Annotated in this window: 14 protein-coding genes; 12 read left to right on the top strand and 2 right to left on the bottom strand. The window is 55.1% G+C overall.

Annotation, left to right across the window (positions count from 1 at the left end; all coding sequences use genetic code 11):
• Positions 1-60 precede the first annotated feature (60 nt).
• A complete protein-coding gene (locus G494_RS0113305; protein ID WP_028584941.1) occupies positions 61-633 on the bottom strand; it encodes a TetR/AcrR family transcriptional regulator in 573 nt (190 codons plus the stop codon).
• A 427-nt stretch (positions 634-1,060) separates the two neighbouring features.
• Between G494_RS0113305 and G494_RS0113300 the strand changes: the two genes are divergently transcribed.
• From G494_RS0113300 to G494_RS0113275, 6 genes are all read left to right on the top strand, one after another.
• The gene (locus G494_RS0113300; protein ID WP_028584940.1) at positions 1,061-3,337 is read left to right on the top strand and encodes an ATP-binding protein; all 2,277 of its coding nucleotides are present in this window, start codon (positions 1,061-1,063) and stop codon (positions 3,335-3,337) included.
• Between the two features lie 651 nt (positions 3,338-3,988).
• Complete coding sequence (locus tag G494_RS0113295; protein WP_028584939.1) at positions 3,989-5,308, top strand: PAS domain S-box protein; 1,320 nt, start codon at positions 3,989-3,991, stop codon at positions 5,306-5,308.
• 750 nt (positions 5,309-6,058) lie between these two features.
• Complete coding sequence (locus tag G494_RS0113290; protein WP_028584938.1) at positions 6,059-7,273, top strand: transporter substrate-binding domain-containing protein; 1,215 nt, start codon at positions 6,059-6,061, stop codon at positions 7,271-7,273.
• Between the two features lie 236 nt (positions 7,274-7,509).
• Positions 7,510-8,895: a sigma-54 interaction domain-containing protein gene (locus tag G494_RS0113285; RefSeq protein ID WP_028584937.1), complete on the top strand. Its 1,386-nt coding sequence runs from the start codon at positions 7,510-7,512 to the stop codon at positions 8,893-8,895.
• 186 nt (positions 8,896-9,081) lie between these two features.
• Entirely contained in the window at positions 9,082-9,636 is a 555-nt protein-coding gene (locus G494_RS25565) for a universal stress protein (RefSeq protein WP_051305688.1), read from the top strand.
• A gap of 84 nt (positions 9,637-9,720) precedes the next feature.
• Positions 9,721-10,500, top strand: a complete 780-nt coding sequence (locus tag G494_RS0113275) for a sulfite exporter TauE/SafE family protein (protein ID WP_028584936.1) — start codon at positions 9,721-9,723, stop codon at positions 10,498-10,500.
• A 635-nt stretch (positions 10,501-11,135) separates the two neighbouring features.
• On the opposite strand, the gene G494_RS28110 is transcribed toward G494_RS0113275, so the two are convergent.
• Entirely contained in the window at positions 11,136-11,462 is a 327-nt protein-coding gene (locus tag G494_RS28110; protein ID WP_208597678.1) for an ATP-binding protein, read from the bottom strand.
• Between the two features lie 336 nt (positions 11,463-11,798).
• Here G494_RS28110 and G494_RS0113270 point away from each other — a divergent pair, with 336 nt between their 5' ends.
• The 6 genes from G494_RS0113270 to G494_RS26865 all read left to right on the top strand — a co-directional run.
• Positions 11,799-12,176 carry a pyridoxamine 5'-phosphate oxidase family protein gene (locus tag G494_RS0113270; protein ID WP_028584935.1) on the top strand — a complete coding sequence of 126 codons (378 nt, stop codon included), beginning with the start codon at positions 11,799-11,801 and terminating at the stop codon, positions 12,174-12,176.
• Between the two features lie 1,152 nt (positions 12,177-13,328).
• Positions 13,329-13,610: a hypothetical protein gene (locus G494_RS0113265; protein WP_028584934.1), complete on the top strand. Its 282-nt coding sequence runs from the start codon at positions 13,329-13,331 to the stop codon at positions 13,608-13,610.
• Between the two features lie 102 nt (positions 13,611-13,712).
• Positions 13,713-14,024 (top strand): TSUP family transporter, encoded by a 312-nt coding sequence (locus G494_RS23435; protein WP_028584933.1) that lies wholly within the window; start codon positions 13,713-13,715, stop codon positions 14,022-14,024.
• A gap of 585 nt (positions 14,025-14,609) precedes the next feature.
• Entirely contained in the window at positions 14,610-15,242 is a 633-nt protein-coding gene (locus G494_RS0113255; protein ID WP_028584932.1) for a DUF2867 domain-containing protein, read from the top strand.
• Positions 15,243-15,312: 70 nt separating this feature from the next.
• On the top strand, positions 15,313-15,495 hold the full coding sequence (locus G494_RS0113250; protein ID WP_028584931.1) for a hypothetical protein: 183 nt from the start codon (positions 15,313-15,315) through the stop codon (positions 15,493-15,495).
• Between the two features lie 859 nt (positions 15,496-16,354).
• On the top strand, positions 16,355-17,097 hold a 743-nt coding region (locus tag G494_RS26865), incomplete at its 3' end, for a transposase (protein WP_153305875.1).

Genomic DNA, 17,097 nt, shown 5'->3' with positions numbered 1-17,097 from the left:
AAAAGATCAGGCCGGTCAGTTAATAAATGAATGTTCACTATCACGGGTTCCAAAAAAAAATTAGAGCCGGAGGGCGTCCCAGGCCATCCGAAAGGCGATCTCGATGTTCTCCCCGCTGGGCTTAAAGCTGCTGCAGTGCTTGGGGTTCGCCAGTACCATGATGGGATGAAAGAGAAAGGCGGTCAGGATATCCGGGTCCACATCCTTGATAATCTTGCGGTCAATCCCCTGCTGGATCACCCGTAACAGCGGCTCAAAATGGGCCCGCACCCGGGTCTTATCCACCAACTCGCTGTAGGGCGAGTTGGCAAACTGCTCGGTATAACGAAACTCAGCCAGGTTTTCGGAAACATAGGCAAAGGTGTTGCACCAGACCCGGTGGAGGAGGTCATGGACGGGGAGCCCCTCATCAAAGCCGGCCAACAGGGCCCGGCCCATCTCCTCTTTGATCTCCAGGTAGGTGGAGACCAGGAGATCTTCCTTATTTTTGAAATAAATATAGAGCGTTGCCGGAGAAACACCGGCCTCTCTGGCAATCTTGGCCACAGAGCTGGCGGAAAAACCGATCTCGTTGACCAGCTTGATGGTGGCCAGATAGAGGGCCTCCTGTTTTTTATCGTCTCTACTTCGCATGGGGGCTACAGTAAACGTTCATTCACTTATGTCAATTTTTTTCTTTTCCTGGTCCCGCCCCCCCCCCGGCTGGAGGCCGACCCAGCAACACAATGCAGGCTGAAGCGGGGCCCTGCTTTCATTCTCCCGGATCAACTAACAGAAAACTCGATTCTTTTTCAAACAAAAATTGGCTACACTGTATTCAGGCTGACTGCATAAGGAACTCTTCTCTTCCGACCCGGCAGAGCGTAGCCCCGGAGAAACGGCACGATTGGCTGCGTATATTGGCTGCGTATTACAGGTCAGCAGAGATGACATGCCCTTACTCTTACAAACAAAGGTACCCCCACAAGGCCGAACAAGGCCGAAGTTGAAAGAAAGAGTCCCGCTTCAGGATAGCCGCTCAACACGACCTCTCCCCCAAACGCTCCCAGGAGGCTGCCCCATGACACGCCCAGCAACGCCGCCCACAGCCCCAAACATCCTCCTCCTCGGTTCCCATGTCAGCATCAGCAACCTCCCCCTCAAGGAGGTGAGCCTCCTCACCGAAGGCTCCCTGCCGGCCTACGGCTATAACCCCGGCGACTTCATCGAGCTGCTCGCCGGCCCGGTTAAGGTGGAAGACGGTCGCCTGGAACAGTGCTGCACCTGGCTCTCCACCTGCCTGGGATTCAGCAAACAGACCCCCCGGCTGCGCACCGTGAAGTATGGCGAGCGGAAAAAGGTCTACCAGATCTTCAGGAAACGGAACCTCGGCAGCGGCCGGGAAGAGGAGAAGGGCTGGTTCATGTTCCAGCAGATCCTGCCGCCCGAGGGACGCAGTGGTGAGCCTGCCAGGGTGGAGCTGGATGGCCCGGACCAGGAAAAGTTCCAGGACAACCAGGGGATCATCGTGGTGGACGACTCGGGGCACCCCCCGGAGATCGCCGCTGCCCTGGGCCAACGCAACGAGCAGCCCTGGGTGATCGGCATGGGGATCAGCACTGCCAACTGGCAGCAGTGGGCCGCCACCTTCCGGGATCACTTCTATCTCTGCTGCCGGCTCTCCGACCTGGAGACCACCCGAACAGAGATGGACGCCTCGGTGGTCTGGGAGTCCCTGGTCGCCATGACCATTCGCGCCATCAAAAGCACGGAAACCGGGCTCTGGTCAGAGCAGGAGCAACGATTCCGCTGCCACATCCTGGTGGAGATGTACCCCCACGGCCTGCTCTACCTGGGCCCGGCCGGGATATTTTTCCGCCACCGCAAGAAAAAACTGCCCCAGCGGAGCTCTCCCCGGCACCTGGGCTCGGTCCCCTGCTACGACACCATGGTCACCTCCATGCTGGCCCGAGACTTCCTCATCCAGGGTGGGCCGATCTTCTCTCCCAACTATTTTTTCGACTTTTCCCAGCGGGTCCTCCACAACTGGCTCCAGATCCATGAGCAGGGCTACGGTTTTGACGGCGGCCTGAAGTTTCCCAGCCTCCACTTTGGCCAGGATCCCTCCCAGGCCGGGGCCTGCTCGATCCTGGAGCACCAGCCGGAACCCCATTTTTTGGGGCTGCCCACCCGTTCCAGGAGCTTTGACCTGCGGCTGGACCAGGCGGCCTGCCAGCACTGGAACCAGGAGAAGAAACAGGCCCTGCGGGGTATCTTCCCCCTCAAGTCACCCTATAGCACCACCCTGAAACAGCAGCACGGCCTCCCCGGCGGCCCCCTGGGACTCGTGATCGAGGTCCTCCACTACCTCATAGAGGAGGTCTGCTGGAAGCGGGGTTTTGACCAGCTCCGCCTCTTTTCCGTGGGCCACCTGCGGACCACCGATCCGGTGGAGATCGGGCCGGTGATCACCCTCCAAAACGTGATGAACTCCTATGTCTCCCGGGAAACCTACCAGCGCCCCCTCTGTGTCGGGGTCTTTGGCCCGCCGGGAAGCGGCAAATCCTTCTCCGTCAAGGAGGTGGCCCGGATCATCGCCAGAAAGTTTGAAACCAACCCCTTTGAATTCTTTGAATTCAACCTGACCCAGTTCCAAAATCCCGACGAGATCAACGGGGCCATCGAACCGGTTCGGGCCTCGGTGGCCAAGGGCAAGCTGCCCATCGTCTTCTGGGACGAATTTGACTGTCGCTACGACAACAACGAGTTCGGTTACCTCCGCTACTTCCTGCCGGCCATGCAGGACGGAGTGACCTATGAACATGGTGCTCCCTATACCATCGGCCGCTCCATCTTTGTCTTTGCCGGTGGGGTGAAGTCCAGTTGGGAGGAGATGGAGCAGCTCCTGGGAGCCGATGATCCCGGCCAGGCCCGGCTGGCCAGGACCCTGAAGCTGCCGGATTTCATGAGCCGCCTGCGGGTGGTCCTGGATATTGACGGCATCACCCTGGACGACAAGCTCCTCCATCACAACGCCAACCAGGAGGAGATGGACACCCTCCGCCGCATCCTCCTCAAGCGGGCCTTTATCATCGCCCATCAGATGGACACCCACTGGAAGAAGGCCGCCCGCAAGACCTCGGGCCTGCTCTTACGGTTGCTGCTGGCAGAGTATAAGTATGGGGCCCGCTCCATCGAGGCGGTGATCGAGGCCAGCGGGGCTGCAGATCGCCTGGTCTACGGCCTGCCCGAGCTGATCGCCCCGCCTGCCGCCCGCATCCACGCCCACTGGCGGGTGGAACTGGAGCGGGAGGTGGACCTGATCCGCAAGCAGCAGGGGGTCCGTTCGGTCTGGTGAGAGGCTGCAACCCGGCTCGCCCCAATCCGCCGGGGCAGCCAAGCCGAGCGTAAAGGTGTTTCCCGATGGCAATGAGGGCTCAGGTCGCGGGACCTGAGCACCTCCCGGCAAGGCAGGACTAGAAATAAAGGGGCTCTCCGGATCTCCCAAGGCCTGAGCTACATAAGCTCTCCCCTCTCTTCACCCTTTTTTTGCTGTCATTCCCGCGCAGGCGGGAATCCAGTCTCGGAGAAACCATGAAGCGTCCCTGCCTCTAGATCACTTCGTGCGAGCAAACGCAATGGGATACCCTACACTGGTCTGACCACCGACCTCCTCAGCTATACGGCCTTAGTGTAAAGAAATGGATGCCCGCCTTCGCGGGCATGACGGCAAAAGAACCTTAAAAAAATAGCTCTCTCCTGGTTCTGTACCGAGAAATGCGGCGAGAGCCAGCGATGGGATGAAAAAACAATTTTACAAGGTAGCCTTAACCCTGGCCAGCCTCTATACTCTAGCTATGCGATCTTCTCTCTCCCAAGACATTGGGGTACCGTGAAAAAGGGTATTTTTTTCGATCACGATCAAGGCGCGCGATAAATTGTACCGCAACGACGAAATTTGAAAAATGCACTTTTTCAAGATAGCCATTGAACCAACAGAAGAGCTGCCATGACATCGAGCCTATCCAACAAAAAGCAGACCGACACAGGGATCCCCCTGCAATTTCTTTCCGCTGCATTCATCCTAACGATTTTTCTTTTCCTGACCATGGCCTGGTTTCACTGGAGCCTGCACAAAGAGGTAGAAGGCTCACACCGGAAGGCACATGCAATCATCGAGCTCAAGGGGACGATCCTTCAATATAGTGAATTATTAACCATGTCGGCCAAGATGGCCTCGTCAACAGGAAACCTGTACTGGGAAGAGCGCTACAGAACCCTTGCAGCCCAGCAGGACCGGGCCATAAAGGAGCTGGTCCGGATCGCACCGGCTGCCTTTAGCGGTGAGGCAGCGGCGACAACGGATGCAGCCACACTCAAGCTCGTAGCCATGGAAAACCAGGCATTCACCCTGACCAGGAGAGGAAAAACCCTTGAGGCAGCCTCACTGCTGAACAGCAGTGAATATGAGCATGAAAAATACATCTATACCGCAGGAATGCAGCAGCTCAAGAGGCATCTTGATGGTGCGGCAGAGCAGCTCCTCGATCAGGAGCATAAACGGGGCCTTGGGGCCATCATGACGATTGCCATAGCCATTCCCCTGCTGCTCTTCATCTGGTCTGCCACTCACCAAAAAATCAGGCTGTACATTGTCAGACGCAGACAGGATGAACAGGGGCTCAAGGAGAGCGAGGCACAGTTACAGACACTGCTCCAGAGCATCCGCGCCGGAGTTGTGGTGCACGACCGTGACACCAAGATAACGAGATGCAACAGGGCCGCCCAGGAGCTGCTTGGTCTGACAGAAGGCCAGATGCTTGGCAAGGAAGCCATTGACCACTCCTGGAATTTCTGCACCAAAGACGAGCAGATCATGCCCCTGTCCGACTATCCGGTCACCCAGGTACTCAACAGCAAAACCGCACTGGAGAATTTCATTGTCGGCATCAATAAAGCCAACAGTGACGAGCGCACCTGGGTACTCGTCAATGCTGTCCCTGAATATAAGGAAGATGGAGAGATCGCCAGGGTGATCGTCACCTTCATGGACATCAGCGAACGGCGACAGACGGAGCAGGAGCGCAAGAAGTTGGTGGAAGAGCTCCAAAAGGCACTCAGTGAGATAAAAACACTCCAAGGGATAATCCCTATTTGCTCCCACTGTCATAAGATAAGAAACGACAAAGGATACTGGCAGCAGGTCGATCAATATATCAGCGAACACTCGGAAGCCGAATTCAGCCACGGGATATGCACGGATTGCTTTGCTGAGCTCTATGGTGACCAGGAGTGGTATGAACGGGTAAAAAAAGAGACGGAACAGTAAAGGAGTGGCCAGCAGAACACAGGCTCAAGCCGTTTCTCCACGCAAAACCCTCTGAACATGTCGATATAACTTCTTTTTTTGTACCATTGAGAAAATAACAGCTTCCATGCCGCTCCTGCCCGGATTTCACCGTCCTCTCCCAGCTCGCAGGTTTCGTGCTGCCCGGCAAAGTCGCCTGTTCAACCATTCAAAAACTCTTGAACACCTTACCGTGGAATCACGGAACCACCTTCAGGCTTAAAGGCTACCTTGAAAAATGAGGGATACCCCTTCCGGAGAGTCCCTCATTATGGAAGTCATTGCGGCCGATGCGCTGGCTGGTTTTGATAGCATTCATTATGGCTCTATCAACGCATTCTTTTGCCGTCATGCCCGAGCCGATACCCTCATCTCCGCGCTTCTTCCGTCATGCCCGCGCAGGCGGGCATCCAGGTCTGTAGACCACGGCCTCATATAACAAATCCCACAGCCCCCTCTTCCCCGAGCCCTATTCTCCCGATTCTACACTATTTTTTCGACCTACCCCCTCTCTTGCTCGTGCAGAAAGCATCTCTTCACACGGCCCATGGGACAAAGAGGTGAAGGGTCTCTTTTTGCTAACCCTTCTGCTTGATTGTTTTTATGTTCCAAGATACGCTTTAAGCTAGCTTGAAAAATGAGGTTTTTCGATCAAGCTTAAGGTACGCGACAGATTGTACCGTAGACATATGACTGATATTCCGAGGATAAAACTTTGAGCGCAACGCCAAGATGGAGCTGCAGGGATGCTTCATGGGCGTCTTCAAGACTGACCACCTCTTCCTTCATCAATCCATGATATTAATGAAAGACAGCAGCCCCACCCACCCTCTCCTTATCATCACAGCGATCATCCTGGGCCTTCTCTGCCCTTCTCTTTCCGGATTTGCTGGCCAGGAGGTGGAACTTGACCTGGCGGAACAAGAGTGGCTCCGGGAAAAAAAGCTGGTCAGGGTTTTCATCGGCCATTGGCCGCCCTACATGTTTGCCGACAGGAAGCAGGGAATCATTATCGAATACCTGGAGTACATCTTCCGACAGCACCAGATAGAGTATACCTTTATTACCCCGGACCAGCTCTCCTGGAACGAGGCCCTGGCCGACCTCAGCCATAACAGCCAGGTCGATCTCATCCCTGCCATGGTGAATACCGAACAGAGAAGAGAGCAGCTTATCTTCACAGACGATTACCTCTTTTCCCAGTGGATGATCTTCACCAGAAAGGATGCGCCCTTTATCTCATCCATCAACGACCTTGAAGGAAAATCCGTGATTGTCCGCCAGGGGGTGCTCGTCCAGCAGCTCCTGGAGGAGCACTACCCGCAGCTCAAGCTCCTCCCCCGCAAACCGGACAAAAAACTCGGTATCAGGACCTTTCCGGAGCTGCTTGCAGCTGGCAGCGGAGATGCCCTGGTCGCCAACCTGACCGTGATGTCCTATCTGATCCAAACCTACGGCTACACCAACCTGAAGGTGGCCGCCCCTGTGCCCCTGGGAAGCCAGAACCAGGCCATGGCCGTGAGAAAAGACTGGCCCCAGCTTGCCTCGATCATCAACAAGACCCTGAAGAGGATGACGCCGGAGGAACATGCCGCTTTTCGCAATAAATGGTTCCCGATCCGTTATGAACACGGTCTCCAGGTCAAAGATATCATCTGGTGGGGTCTGGCCGTGCTCGCGACCACTTCGCTGTTGTTCATCACCGGCTTTTTCTATTACCAGAAGCTAAGCCGGGAAAGAGAGAGAAGAACATCGGCTGAGGCAGAACTCCAGGCCTTGCGCGGGATCCTGCCCCTCTGCTGCTTTTGCAAGAAGATCAGGGACGATGAGGGCAAGTGGCACGAGGTGGACCTCTATATCCAAAAGAATTCAGCAGCCGATGTAAGCCACGGAATATGCGAGGAGTGTGCCCAGACCCATTACCCTGATCTCATGAACAAGAAATAGCGTGCGGCGGTCCGTTGAACTCCTGGCCCCAGCCCCTGGTGCATCAGGTTGAAGCCAGCAGGGGCTGGGGGAAACTATAATGGGAAGACCGTTTTTTCGTTGCGCCCTGCAGCAACTCCCTGTATCCCTGAGCCCTGCCAGGCTCAACTGACACAAGCCTTGATCTTGAACGAAAACTCGAATTTTTCATCGTACCCTCCCAACTGCTCTCTCCAGGACAAGACCCCATCACGCCCATGCCTGCTCCTTATCTTCTCCCCGATCTTGACCTCGACGAATTTCTCACCCTGATCCTGGAACATGCCACCGACGGCATCCTCCTCACCGATGCCACCGGCCGGGTGGTTGCCATGAACCGAAGCTATTCCATCCTCTTTGATATCCCCTGTGCAGCGGTGCTTGGCCGCAGCGTGCTGGAACTGGTCGCCGAGGGGGCCTGGTCGCCCAACCTCTTTCAACGGGTGGCCCTGCAGCAGAAACGCCTCTCGGTGGTCCAGACCACCCATACCGGCAACACGGTCCTCTCCACCGGGACCCCGATCTACGACGACTCCGGCGAGCTGCGCTATGTCCTCTTCAACGACCGCGACATGTCGCTGCAGTCCCTGCTGGAAGACGATGCCGGTTCCCCGGTGGAGCTCTCCCTCCATGCCGAGCCGGAACACGATCCGCCTGCACCGGGTCAGGCCTCTGCCCTGAACAACATTGTCGTCCAAAGCAGCGCCATGAAGCGGCTGCTGCAGCTGGCCCTGCGGGCCGCCCAGTTCCCGGTCCCCATCCTGCTGAGCGGCGAGTCAGGGGTGGGCAAATCCATGGTGGCCCGCTTTATCCATGATCAATCCCCCAGGCGGCAGGGTCCGTTTGTTGCCATCAACTGCGGGGCGATCCCTGAACAGCTGCTGGAGTCGGAACTGTTTGGTCATACCGCGGGCGCCTTTACCGGCGCCAGCTCTGGCGGCAAAAAGGGGCGGATAGAGTCGGCACACCAAGGCACCCTCTTTCTGGACGAGATCAGTGAACTGCCCTACCCCCTGCAGGTAAAGCTGCTCCAGTTTCTGGAAACAAAACAGCTCTATCCCCTGGGAAGCACCAGCCCGCGGGCGATTGACTGTGTGGTGGTGGCGGCGACCAACCGCTCCCTTGGCGAGATGATCAGCGAAAAGAGTTTTCGAGAGGACCTCTACTACCGCCTCAACGGCATCCCCCTGCAGCTGCCGCCCCTGCGTGAGCGCAGAGAGGAGATCCCCACCCTGGTGCACTATTTTCTGGAACAGTATGCTGCCCGCTTCGGCATAGAGGCCAGCCTCTGCCCCTCGGCCGGAAAGGCCCTGGAAGAGCTGCCCTATCCGGGCAATGTCCGTGAACTCTCCCATCTCATCCAACGGCTGCTCATCGTGGCAGAGGGCGGCCTTATCAGCGCCCAGCTGGTGCGCTCATGGGCCGACACCAGCGGCCAGCCGGCCCCAGAGGGGGAGCTGGCCGCCACGGCCGGCACCCTCAGCCAGCAGGTGGCCCAATTTGAGCGCAAGCTCATTCGCCAAACCATCCAACAATGCGGCAGCCAGCAGGAGGCCGCAAAACTGCTGGGAGTGCACCAGTCCACCCTCTCCCGCAAGCTCTGATCCTATGCGCTCGTGCATTATCCCCATGCACAAACGCATAACCCCGCCCGCCGGCTCCAGCCATCCCCCTGTTTTCCGGCCCCTTTATTTACTGGCACACCCTTTGCTAAGACTCTGCTGCAGGCGTGACCAGCCATTTCGGCTCAACGGTCAGCAATCAAGAAAAAACATCCAAAGGAGCAGCAGATGAAACCGGACACCTCTCTTTCCCCAGCAGCCCAGGACACCATGCGGTGCTCTGCCATCAAGAAAATCCTCTACGCCACCGATCTCTCTGCAGAGGCCCCCAAGGGATTTCACTATGCCCTCTCGCTGGCACGACAGTTCGGGGCAGAGGTGACCAGCCTGCATGTCCTGGACAAACACTCCCCAGAGGCAGACCTTATCCTGGCCAAATATTTCTCCAGAGAACAGCGCAAAGAGCTGAGCGCGAACAACCTGCAGCAGGCCCTGGAGGAGATGCTGCACCGGGACAGCGTGGCCTGCAGTCAGAGCGGCACGCCAGCAAGCGAAGGGGAATGCCAGCAGACTCTTGGGGTAACCTCGATCAACCGGGTGGTCTACGGCAAGGTCGAAGAGGAAATCTTGGCCTGCTCAGCGCACCTCAACCCTGACCTGATCATCCTGGGGGCCCACGAAACCTTCCGCAACCGCAGCTCCCTCAGCACGGTGGCCAAGCGGGTCATCAGCCGTTCAAAGGTACCGGTGACCATCGTGCCCATCCCTGGCAGCAGTTGCTGAGCGGCTCCAGCCACTGACAAAAGGCGAGAGCACACTGCAGCAAGCCGGCAATCCATGCAGCGAACCTAAAAAAGATGAGACCATATGTTTGAACTGGACCAGATCCTGAACCCGATAACAGCCTTGCCTGCCGCCGAACTCGCCCTGGCAACGGTGGTCCTGCTGACCGCGGCCATCATCCGGGGGCTCACCGGCTTTGGCTTCTCCGCCATCGTGGTGAGCGGTTTAAGCTGGGTGCTGCCGCCGGCGCAGACCGTTATCCTGGCCCTGTTTCTGGAGATTAGCGCCAGCATCCATCTCCTGCCCTCGGCCTGGAAGAATATCGACTGGCTCCTGCTGGGAGCCCTGGCCGTGGGCATCGGCGTGGGCACCCCCATGGGTATCGCCCTGCTTGCCTGGATGGCCCCAGAGGCCGGCCAACTGGTGATCTCCTGCCTGGTGCTCGGCTTTGCCCTGCTCATCCTCAAGGGGGTATCCTACCAGGGGCCCAGAAACTTCTCCGTCCACGGCGGCCTGGGGGTGGTTTCCGGGATCTGCAACGGCACGGCCGCCCTGGGCGGCCTGCCGATTGTCACCTTCCTCCTCTCCACCGACACCAGGGCGGTCACCACCCGGGCCACCCTGATTGCCGCCTTCCTGGGCACCGACATCTACGCCCTCTCCCTGGCCGGGGGCCACGGCCTGCTCAACACCACGGTGAGCGGCTATGCCCTGGCCTCCCTTCCCGTCGTGATCATCGGCATCACCCTGGGCCAGCGCCTGTTCAAGGTAGCCAGCCCGGATCTCTTCAAGACCCTGGCCCTGATCCTCCTTCTGGGCCTCTCGGTAATCGGGATCATCCGCTCCCTGGTGCTGATGCTGTAGCAACAGGAGCAGCTCAACAAGGGCTCCACCTAATACAACTTCTTTCTGGCCGGAGAGCCCCTGCACCTCCTTGCTTTTCCAGGTATCCTCCCCAAAGGCTCAAGAGGACCAGGAGCACCTCTCCACCTCTCCACTTCTCCACCTCTCCACAGAACGCACCCCTTCCACTCACCTCCGGCCCTGCACAGCAAAGCCCTCATCCGGGCGCACCATCTCCCTCCCGCGAGATCCTGAAAATTTATTGAAGAAAAAGAAGGTGCTGAGTCTCACTTAACCCACTGAACTTACAACACAAGGTTCACTGTTGCCACAAGATAGCAACCGACCTTATCCCCTCTCCAGGGAAAAGAGAGAGCCTTGCAAGGGCTCCGGGGCAATCAGGTTATTCCGCTTAGGAAGCAGGACAGGTTGAGATAGAATGGAACGATCTCTACCTTGGAGCTTAAACCTGCCTTTTTGGGGATAAAAAAGTGCTTTTAAGGCTAAAAAACGAGCCCTTTTCGTTACTTTTTACCGTAATTTTATACAGTTGACTTGGTCCGACCCCGGTTTGCGACCCCGGTTTGCCGGTTTACCCCGGTTTGCTGCCCGGTTTGCCGCTGAGGGGTGCCTCCGTCTGTCTGGGGCACGCGACATCAGAAATTGCCCCCCTGGCGACACGAAGAGTCCCCCCTTTTGTTTTCTTTGTTGTTATTGGGTTTTCTGTTTTCGGTAGCCTGAGTCTCTGAGCGTATTAGACGTGGACAGTGCTGCTCTCTTGGCAGGCACCTGTCGTCCTGGATGGTGCGCGCATGAGGGTGATGCTGTAGCTGATCGAAAATGGCCGTGGCCACGACAGGATCACCGAATACGCCTCCCCATTTGCCTGCAGCCCTGTTGCTGCTAGGAGGCAGCAGACTCCCTCGTTTATATCGGCGCGAGACCGGCTGAAAGAACAGGTTGATCTTGTTTTTGGGGAGCAAGAAGCCAGTTTTTAAATTTCCGATAAAGGTTACAATTTCATCCTATAGGTTGTTTGCTCCTTGTTGCTCCAGGTATTGTTTGGTATTGTCCGTCCGAGCCTTTCCTTTCTGATATTATTGATAAAATCGCAAGATTCAATGTACCAGAAAGCGAAAGGCTTCTGGTGTTCATGTGTTGTTATTTTTTCTCGTTAGCTGCTGGCGTTACCTCTAGGCTGCCAGCCCGGAAACTTGAGTGATATCTTTAACACAGGAATTTTTACAGGGGACTTCAGCCCCATAAACTCGCGCCCTTGTCGGGCGTCTATATTCAATGCCATAAGGAAGGCGAACAATATGTCAATTTTACCAGAAAACGTCGGTAAAGCATGGGATGAGCGAAAAGGTCCAGCCATTTTAACCACTGTAGATAAGAATGCGGTTCCCAATACTATCTACGTTACTTGTGTGAGTACATTCGGCGAAGACGCCATAGTGATTGCAGATAACTATTTTGACAAAACACGAAATAATATTCTTGCTGGCAGCAAGGGCAGTATCCTTTTTATCACGAGTGAAGGCAAGGCGTTTCAATTCAAAGGGGTCGTTGAATATCACCAAGAAGGTGAAATTTTCGATGATATGAAAAAGTGGAACCCTGAAAAGCATCCGGGGCATGCTGCCGCCGTCCTGAGAATAGAAGAGGTCTATTCAGGAGCTGAAAAACTTATGTAGCACCAGCATTACTGCACTGCATATCCGACTTGCTATGACTGGGAAATACTATAAGTTGGACCGCGTATACCATCCGTATTAACGGGGCAGGCACCAAGCCGACTCCGGTTGCCGATCAAAAGAATTTTTAACCGACAATCCTCGCGGCTTATTGCCAGCCCCGTTAATTTGCCCGTCCTCTTCCACTCTCCTCCCGCTCTGCACAGCAAAACCCTCATCCGGGCGCACCATCTCCCTCCCGCGAGAATTACCACAAGGTAGCAACTCACCTGACCCTCGCTCCAGGGAAAAGAGAGAGCCTTGCAAGGTCTCCGGGGCAATCAGGTTTTTCCGCTTAGGAGGCAGGACAGGTTGAGATAGAGTGGAACGATCTCTACCTCAGAGCTTAAACCTGCCTTTTTGGGGATAAAAAAGTGCTTTTAAGGCTAAAAAACGAGTCCTTTTCGTTACTTTTTACCGTAATTTTACACAGTTGAATTGGTCCGACCCCGGTTTCCGGCCGGTTTCCGGTTTCCCCGGTTTGCACTGACCAATCAAGACAAAGAATACTCAAATGAAGAGATCCACCAATTGATTGGTGAAATCTTGAACTATATTGCACACAAAATAAACAGAAGAGAGAATAGTAACTATTCTATAAATATCTGCGCGGTGCTTTTGTTAACAAAAAAATACACCATTAACGCTAAAACACCTAATGAAGGTGCAAAACACCATGCACATTCCTACAGAGATAACGGTCAGTTTGGGTCATTTCCGACACATGACGATTATACAGAAGAAGGTGACCTGTAAAGTAGAAAATGGTTTTTCGGTGTTTGAAATCGATGCAGGCTAGTTGTGTACCAGAAAAAGAGGCTAAATTATTTATACCATGTTGATGCAGTCAACATATCTCCTATAAATCTGCCCCCTTTTTCCAATCCGGCACTGTTCCCGTGGTTTTTGCAGATTGTGTTGAGGTGTGGACTGACGGGCACCTTGAAGAGTTGCTCTTCCTCCCAGTCTCCAGGAGGTTACGGTTATCTGATTTTGAACAAAACGTCTCCTTGTTGAAGATACCCTTTGGTCGTCAATGGATATAGAGCTAGAGTGATAAGTAGGGTAGGTAGGGCAAAGATGAGATAACAAGATACTCCAAGGAGGAATGGTATGAAAATGCAGGAAGAATTTAACCGATTGGTTGAAAAGCTAAAAGTGGAGCGTGATGAGCTCAGAGTAAAAATGCACCTGGCCTCCATGGATGCCAAAAAAGAGTATGAAGATGCAGAAAAGACCTGGAGCCAGGTGAAATCAAAGGCCTCTGAGATTGCCGATGAGGCGGTGGAAACCTCAGAAGAATTTATCGACAAGGCAAAGATCGTGGGGGAAGAGTTGAAGGAAACCTACAGCCGTATTTCAAAACGTTTATCGAAACAGGAGGTGACAGCCTGACATCGGACAGTGAAATCGGGGCTTTAGTATCATTAGTATCATTAGGGGTCAGACCACTATTCTATTCATTAGGGGTCAGACCACGGTTTAACCATAACAGCCTTGCCTGCCGTCGAACTCGCCCTGGCAACGGTGGTCCTGCCGACCGCGGCCATCATCCGGGGGCTCACCGGCTTTGGCTTCTCCGCCGTCGTGGTGAGCGGTTTAAGCTGGGCGCTGCCGCCTGCGCAGACCGTCATCCTGGCCCTGTTTCTGGAAACTAACGCCAGCATCCACCTCCTGCCCTCAGCCTGGAAAAATATCGACTGGCTCCTGCTGGGAGCCCTGGCCGCGGGCATCGGCGTGGGGACCCCCATGGGTATCGCCCTGCTTGCCTGGCTGGCCCCAGAGGCCGGCCAACTGGCGACCTCCTGATTGGTGCTCGGCTTTTCCCTGCTCATCCTCAAAAAAAAAGAAGGGGGGGGTCTCCTACCAGGGGCCCAAAAACTTCTCTGTCCACGGCGGCCTGCCGATTGTCACCTTCCCCTTCTCCACCGACACCAGGGCGGTCACCACCCGCCGCCTTCCTGGGGCTCTCCCCAATCGGGATCACCTGCTCCCTGGAGCACCCCTTCCACCCTCCTCCCCCCAGAGATCCTGAAAAGTCATTGAAGGAAAAGAAGGAGTGGAGTATCGTGCAAGACATTGAACTTACGTCACAAATGTTACCATCACCACAAGGTAGCAACTCACCTTACCCTCACTCCGGGAAAAGAGAAGGCCTTGCAAGGGCTCCGGGGCAATCAGGTTTTTCCGTTTAGGAGGCAGGGCAGATTGAGGGGGAAGCAGCTTGACTCGATTTCAGGGGAAAGAAATGGGTATTGTGTCCCGAAATTTCCCCGGCGCAGGTCAACACCGCGATTAGCTGGAAAGTACAACATTACTGGCATTTGATTTGGTAACAAGAGTGAAAAATGATCCATCATTTTTGGTGAAAACTATCTTTACAAAGGGATAACTATGGATTTTATTGCCCCGGCTTCTACGCATACCAAATTCAACTGGAGGGTCCGTTCTTTGGCTTCCGATTTCCTACTCGAGGATACCTGGGAGTTCCCATACGAATTCAGCGCAAAGGACGGGGTCGATTTACATTTGTTCCAGAAATCCGCCATTGAGCCTATGATGAAGAACATTTATGATGGCTCCTTAACAGGAATGCTCTTCAGGGTGCGAAAGGTTTTCGGGGCCTTATTTCGTATCGATAATAACTTGAATAATCTCCCTATTCCGGGCTGCCGGGAAAAGAGTCTTCGGGATCGTTTGCAGGAAAGCGATCTTGAGAAAAACACTCCGGAACGCGCGATGGACATCTCAACGCAAGACTATATGAACTTCAGGCCAGTGTATACCTTCGAGGACGAAACGCTCCATGAACTCTCCAATTCCACCGAGCATGCATTAATGCATTATGCTTGGTCTCCCTCGGGAGAAGGAAAGTGGAAGGTCCGCCTTGCGGTGTACATTAAGTACAGGACCGCTTTCAGCGCGTTTTACATGAACTGTATCCGACCATTCCGCCATTCCATCGTCTATCCCCATATTTTCAGAAAGTGCATGAAACACTGGGAAGCGCGAAAGGTGCCCGGATAGAAATCATTCGGGAATCATTCGGGGTCAGACCACGGTTTAACTGTGCATTCCACTGATCCTGATAACAGCCTTGCCGACCGCGGCCATCATCCGGGGGCTCACCTGCTTTGGCTTCTCCGCCGTCGTGATGAACGGTTTAAGCTGGGTGCTGCCGCCTGCGCAGCCCGTCACCCTGGCCCTGTTTCTGGAGATTAGCGCCAGCATCCACCTCCTGCCCTCGGCCTGGAAGAATATCGACCGGCCCCTGCTGTGAGCCCTGGCCGTGGGCATCGGCGTGGGGTCCCCATGGGTATCGCCCTGCTTGCCTGGTGCTCGGCCTTGTCCTGCTCATCCTCAAGGGGGTCTCGCACTAGGGACCCAGAAACTTCTCCGTCCACGGCGGCCTGGGGGTGGTTTTCGGGATCTGCAATGGCACGGTCGCTCTGGGCGGCCTACCGACTGTCACCTTCCTCCTCTCCACCGACACCAGGGCGGTCACCACCCGGGCCACCCTGATTGCCGCCCTCCCGGGGCTCTCCGCAATCGGGACCATCCGCTCCCTGGTACTGATGCTGCAGCAGGAAGCGTACTCCCCTCCCAGCTTTTCCGGGTATTCCGCCCCAAAGGCTCAACAGGACCAGAAGCACCCCTTCTGCCCTCCGCCCACTCTACACAGCGAAGCCCTCATCCGGGCACCCCCCTTAGATCCTGAAAATTCATTGAAGGAAAAGGAGGAGAAGAGTATCGTACAAGCCACTGAACTTACGTCACAAACGTAACCATTACCACAAGGTAACAACTGACATGGTCGTCGATTCAGGGAAAAGATCGGCCCTACAAGGGCTCCAGGGTAATCAGGTTTTTCCGCTTAGGAGGAAGGGCAGGTTTAGAGAGAAGCAGCTTAACTCGATTTCAGGAGAAAAAAAGGGTCTATCCGAATCTCCCAACGCCCTGAGCCCGAATCGAGCACCCAAGGGAGCTGCGATATTGTTGTCGTGAGAATGGGCCAAAGTGACGCTCGTCGGAGCGGCAATGATGTCGCAGCGGATCATGCGCGCAGAGCTTGACAAAGAAACATGCCCAAGGGTTCCATTTAAGTAGGCTAGCAGACTTACTTAAAAGAGGAGGAACCCTTGAGCATACTGAATTTTATCCGCAATCTGCTCCAAATCAAAGGATATCGTGTCAAAGGCTTCACTTTCCATAACCGATACAAAGAGCTCTGGCTGGAGGTTAAACCGTATAAAAATGGTGCTCAATGCCCACATTGCGGTCGACGAGGCAAAATCATTCGCGGTCTTGCTACTCCCCGCACCTGGCGTGATCTGCCGGTCTGCGGCAGGCTGGTCTTCCTGGTCTATTGCCCCAGGGAAATCAAATGCAAAACCCATGGCAGGGTTCAGGAGGATCTCCCATGGGCCGCACCATACTCAAGGGTCAGTCTCCGCTTTGAATATGCCCTGCTCACCTACTGCACAATGATGACCCAGAAGGCAGCAGCGCAGCTGTTACATATATCGCCAACTACCCTGTCCGACATCCTTCATCGCGTGATAACCAGGGCACGACAAGGACACCGTATCAGAGGGTTGCGACATATCGGCATTGACGAAATCTCCTACTGCAAGGGTCGCAAGTATGCAACCATCGTCTATGACCTGCAACGCTCCTGTGTTCTTTGGGTCGGTAAGGGCAAGGGACGCGACACCATTGACCGTTTCTTTGCAGGCAATCTCAGCCGCTATCAGCGAAAACAGATCAGCGCCGCCTGTTGCGATATGGGCCAGGCATACATAGGCGCCATTGAGTATTGGTGCCCTAGCGCCACCCTGATCTTAGATCGCTTCCACGTCGTCAAGGCTTTGAAAACCGCCGT

It is taken from the genome of Desulfogranum mediterraneum DSM 13871 (assembly GCF_000429965.1).
Lineage (GTDB): Bacteria > Desulfobacterota > Desulfobulbia > Desulfobulbales > Desulfobulbaceae > Desulfogranum > Desulfogranum mediterraneum.
This window is presented reverse-complemented; position numbering and strand designations above follow the sequence as displayed.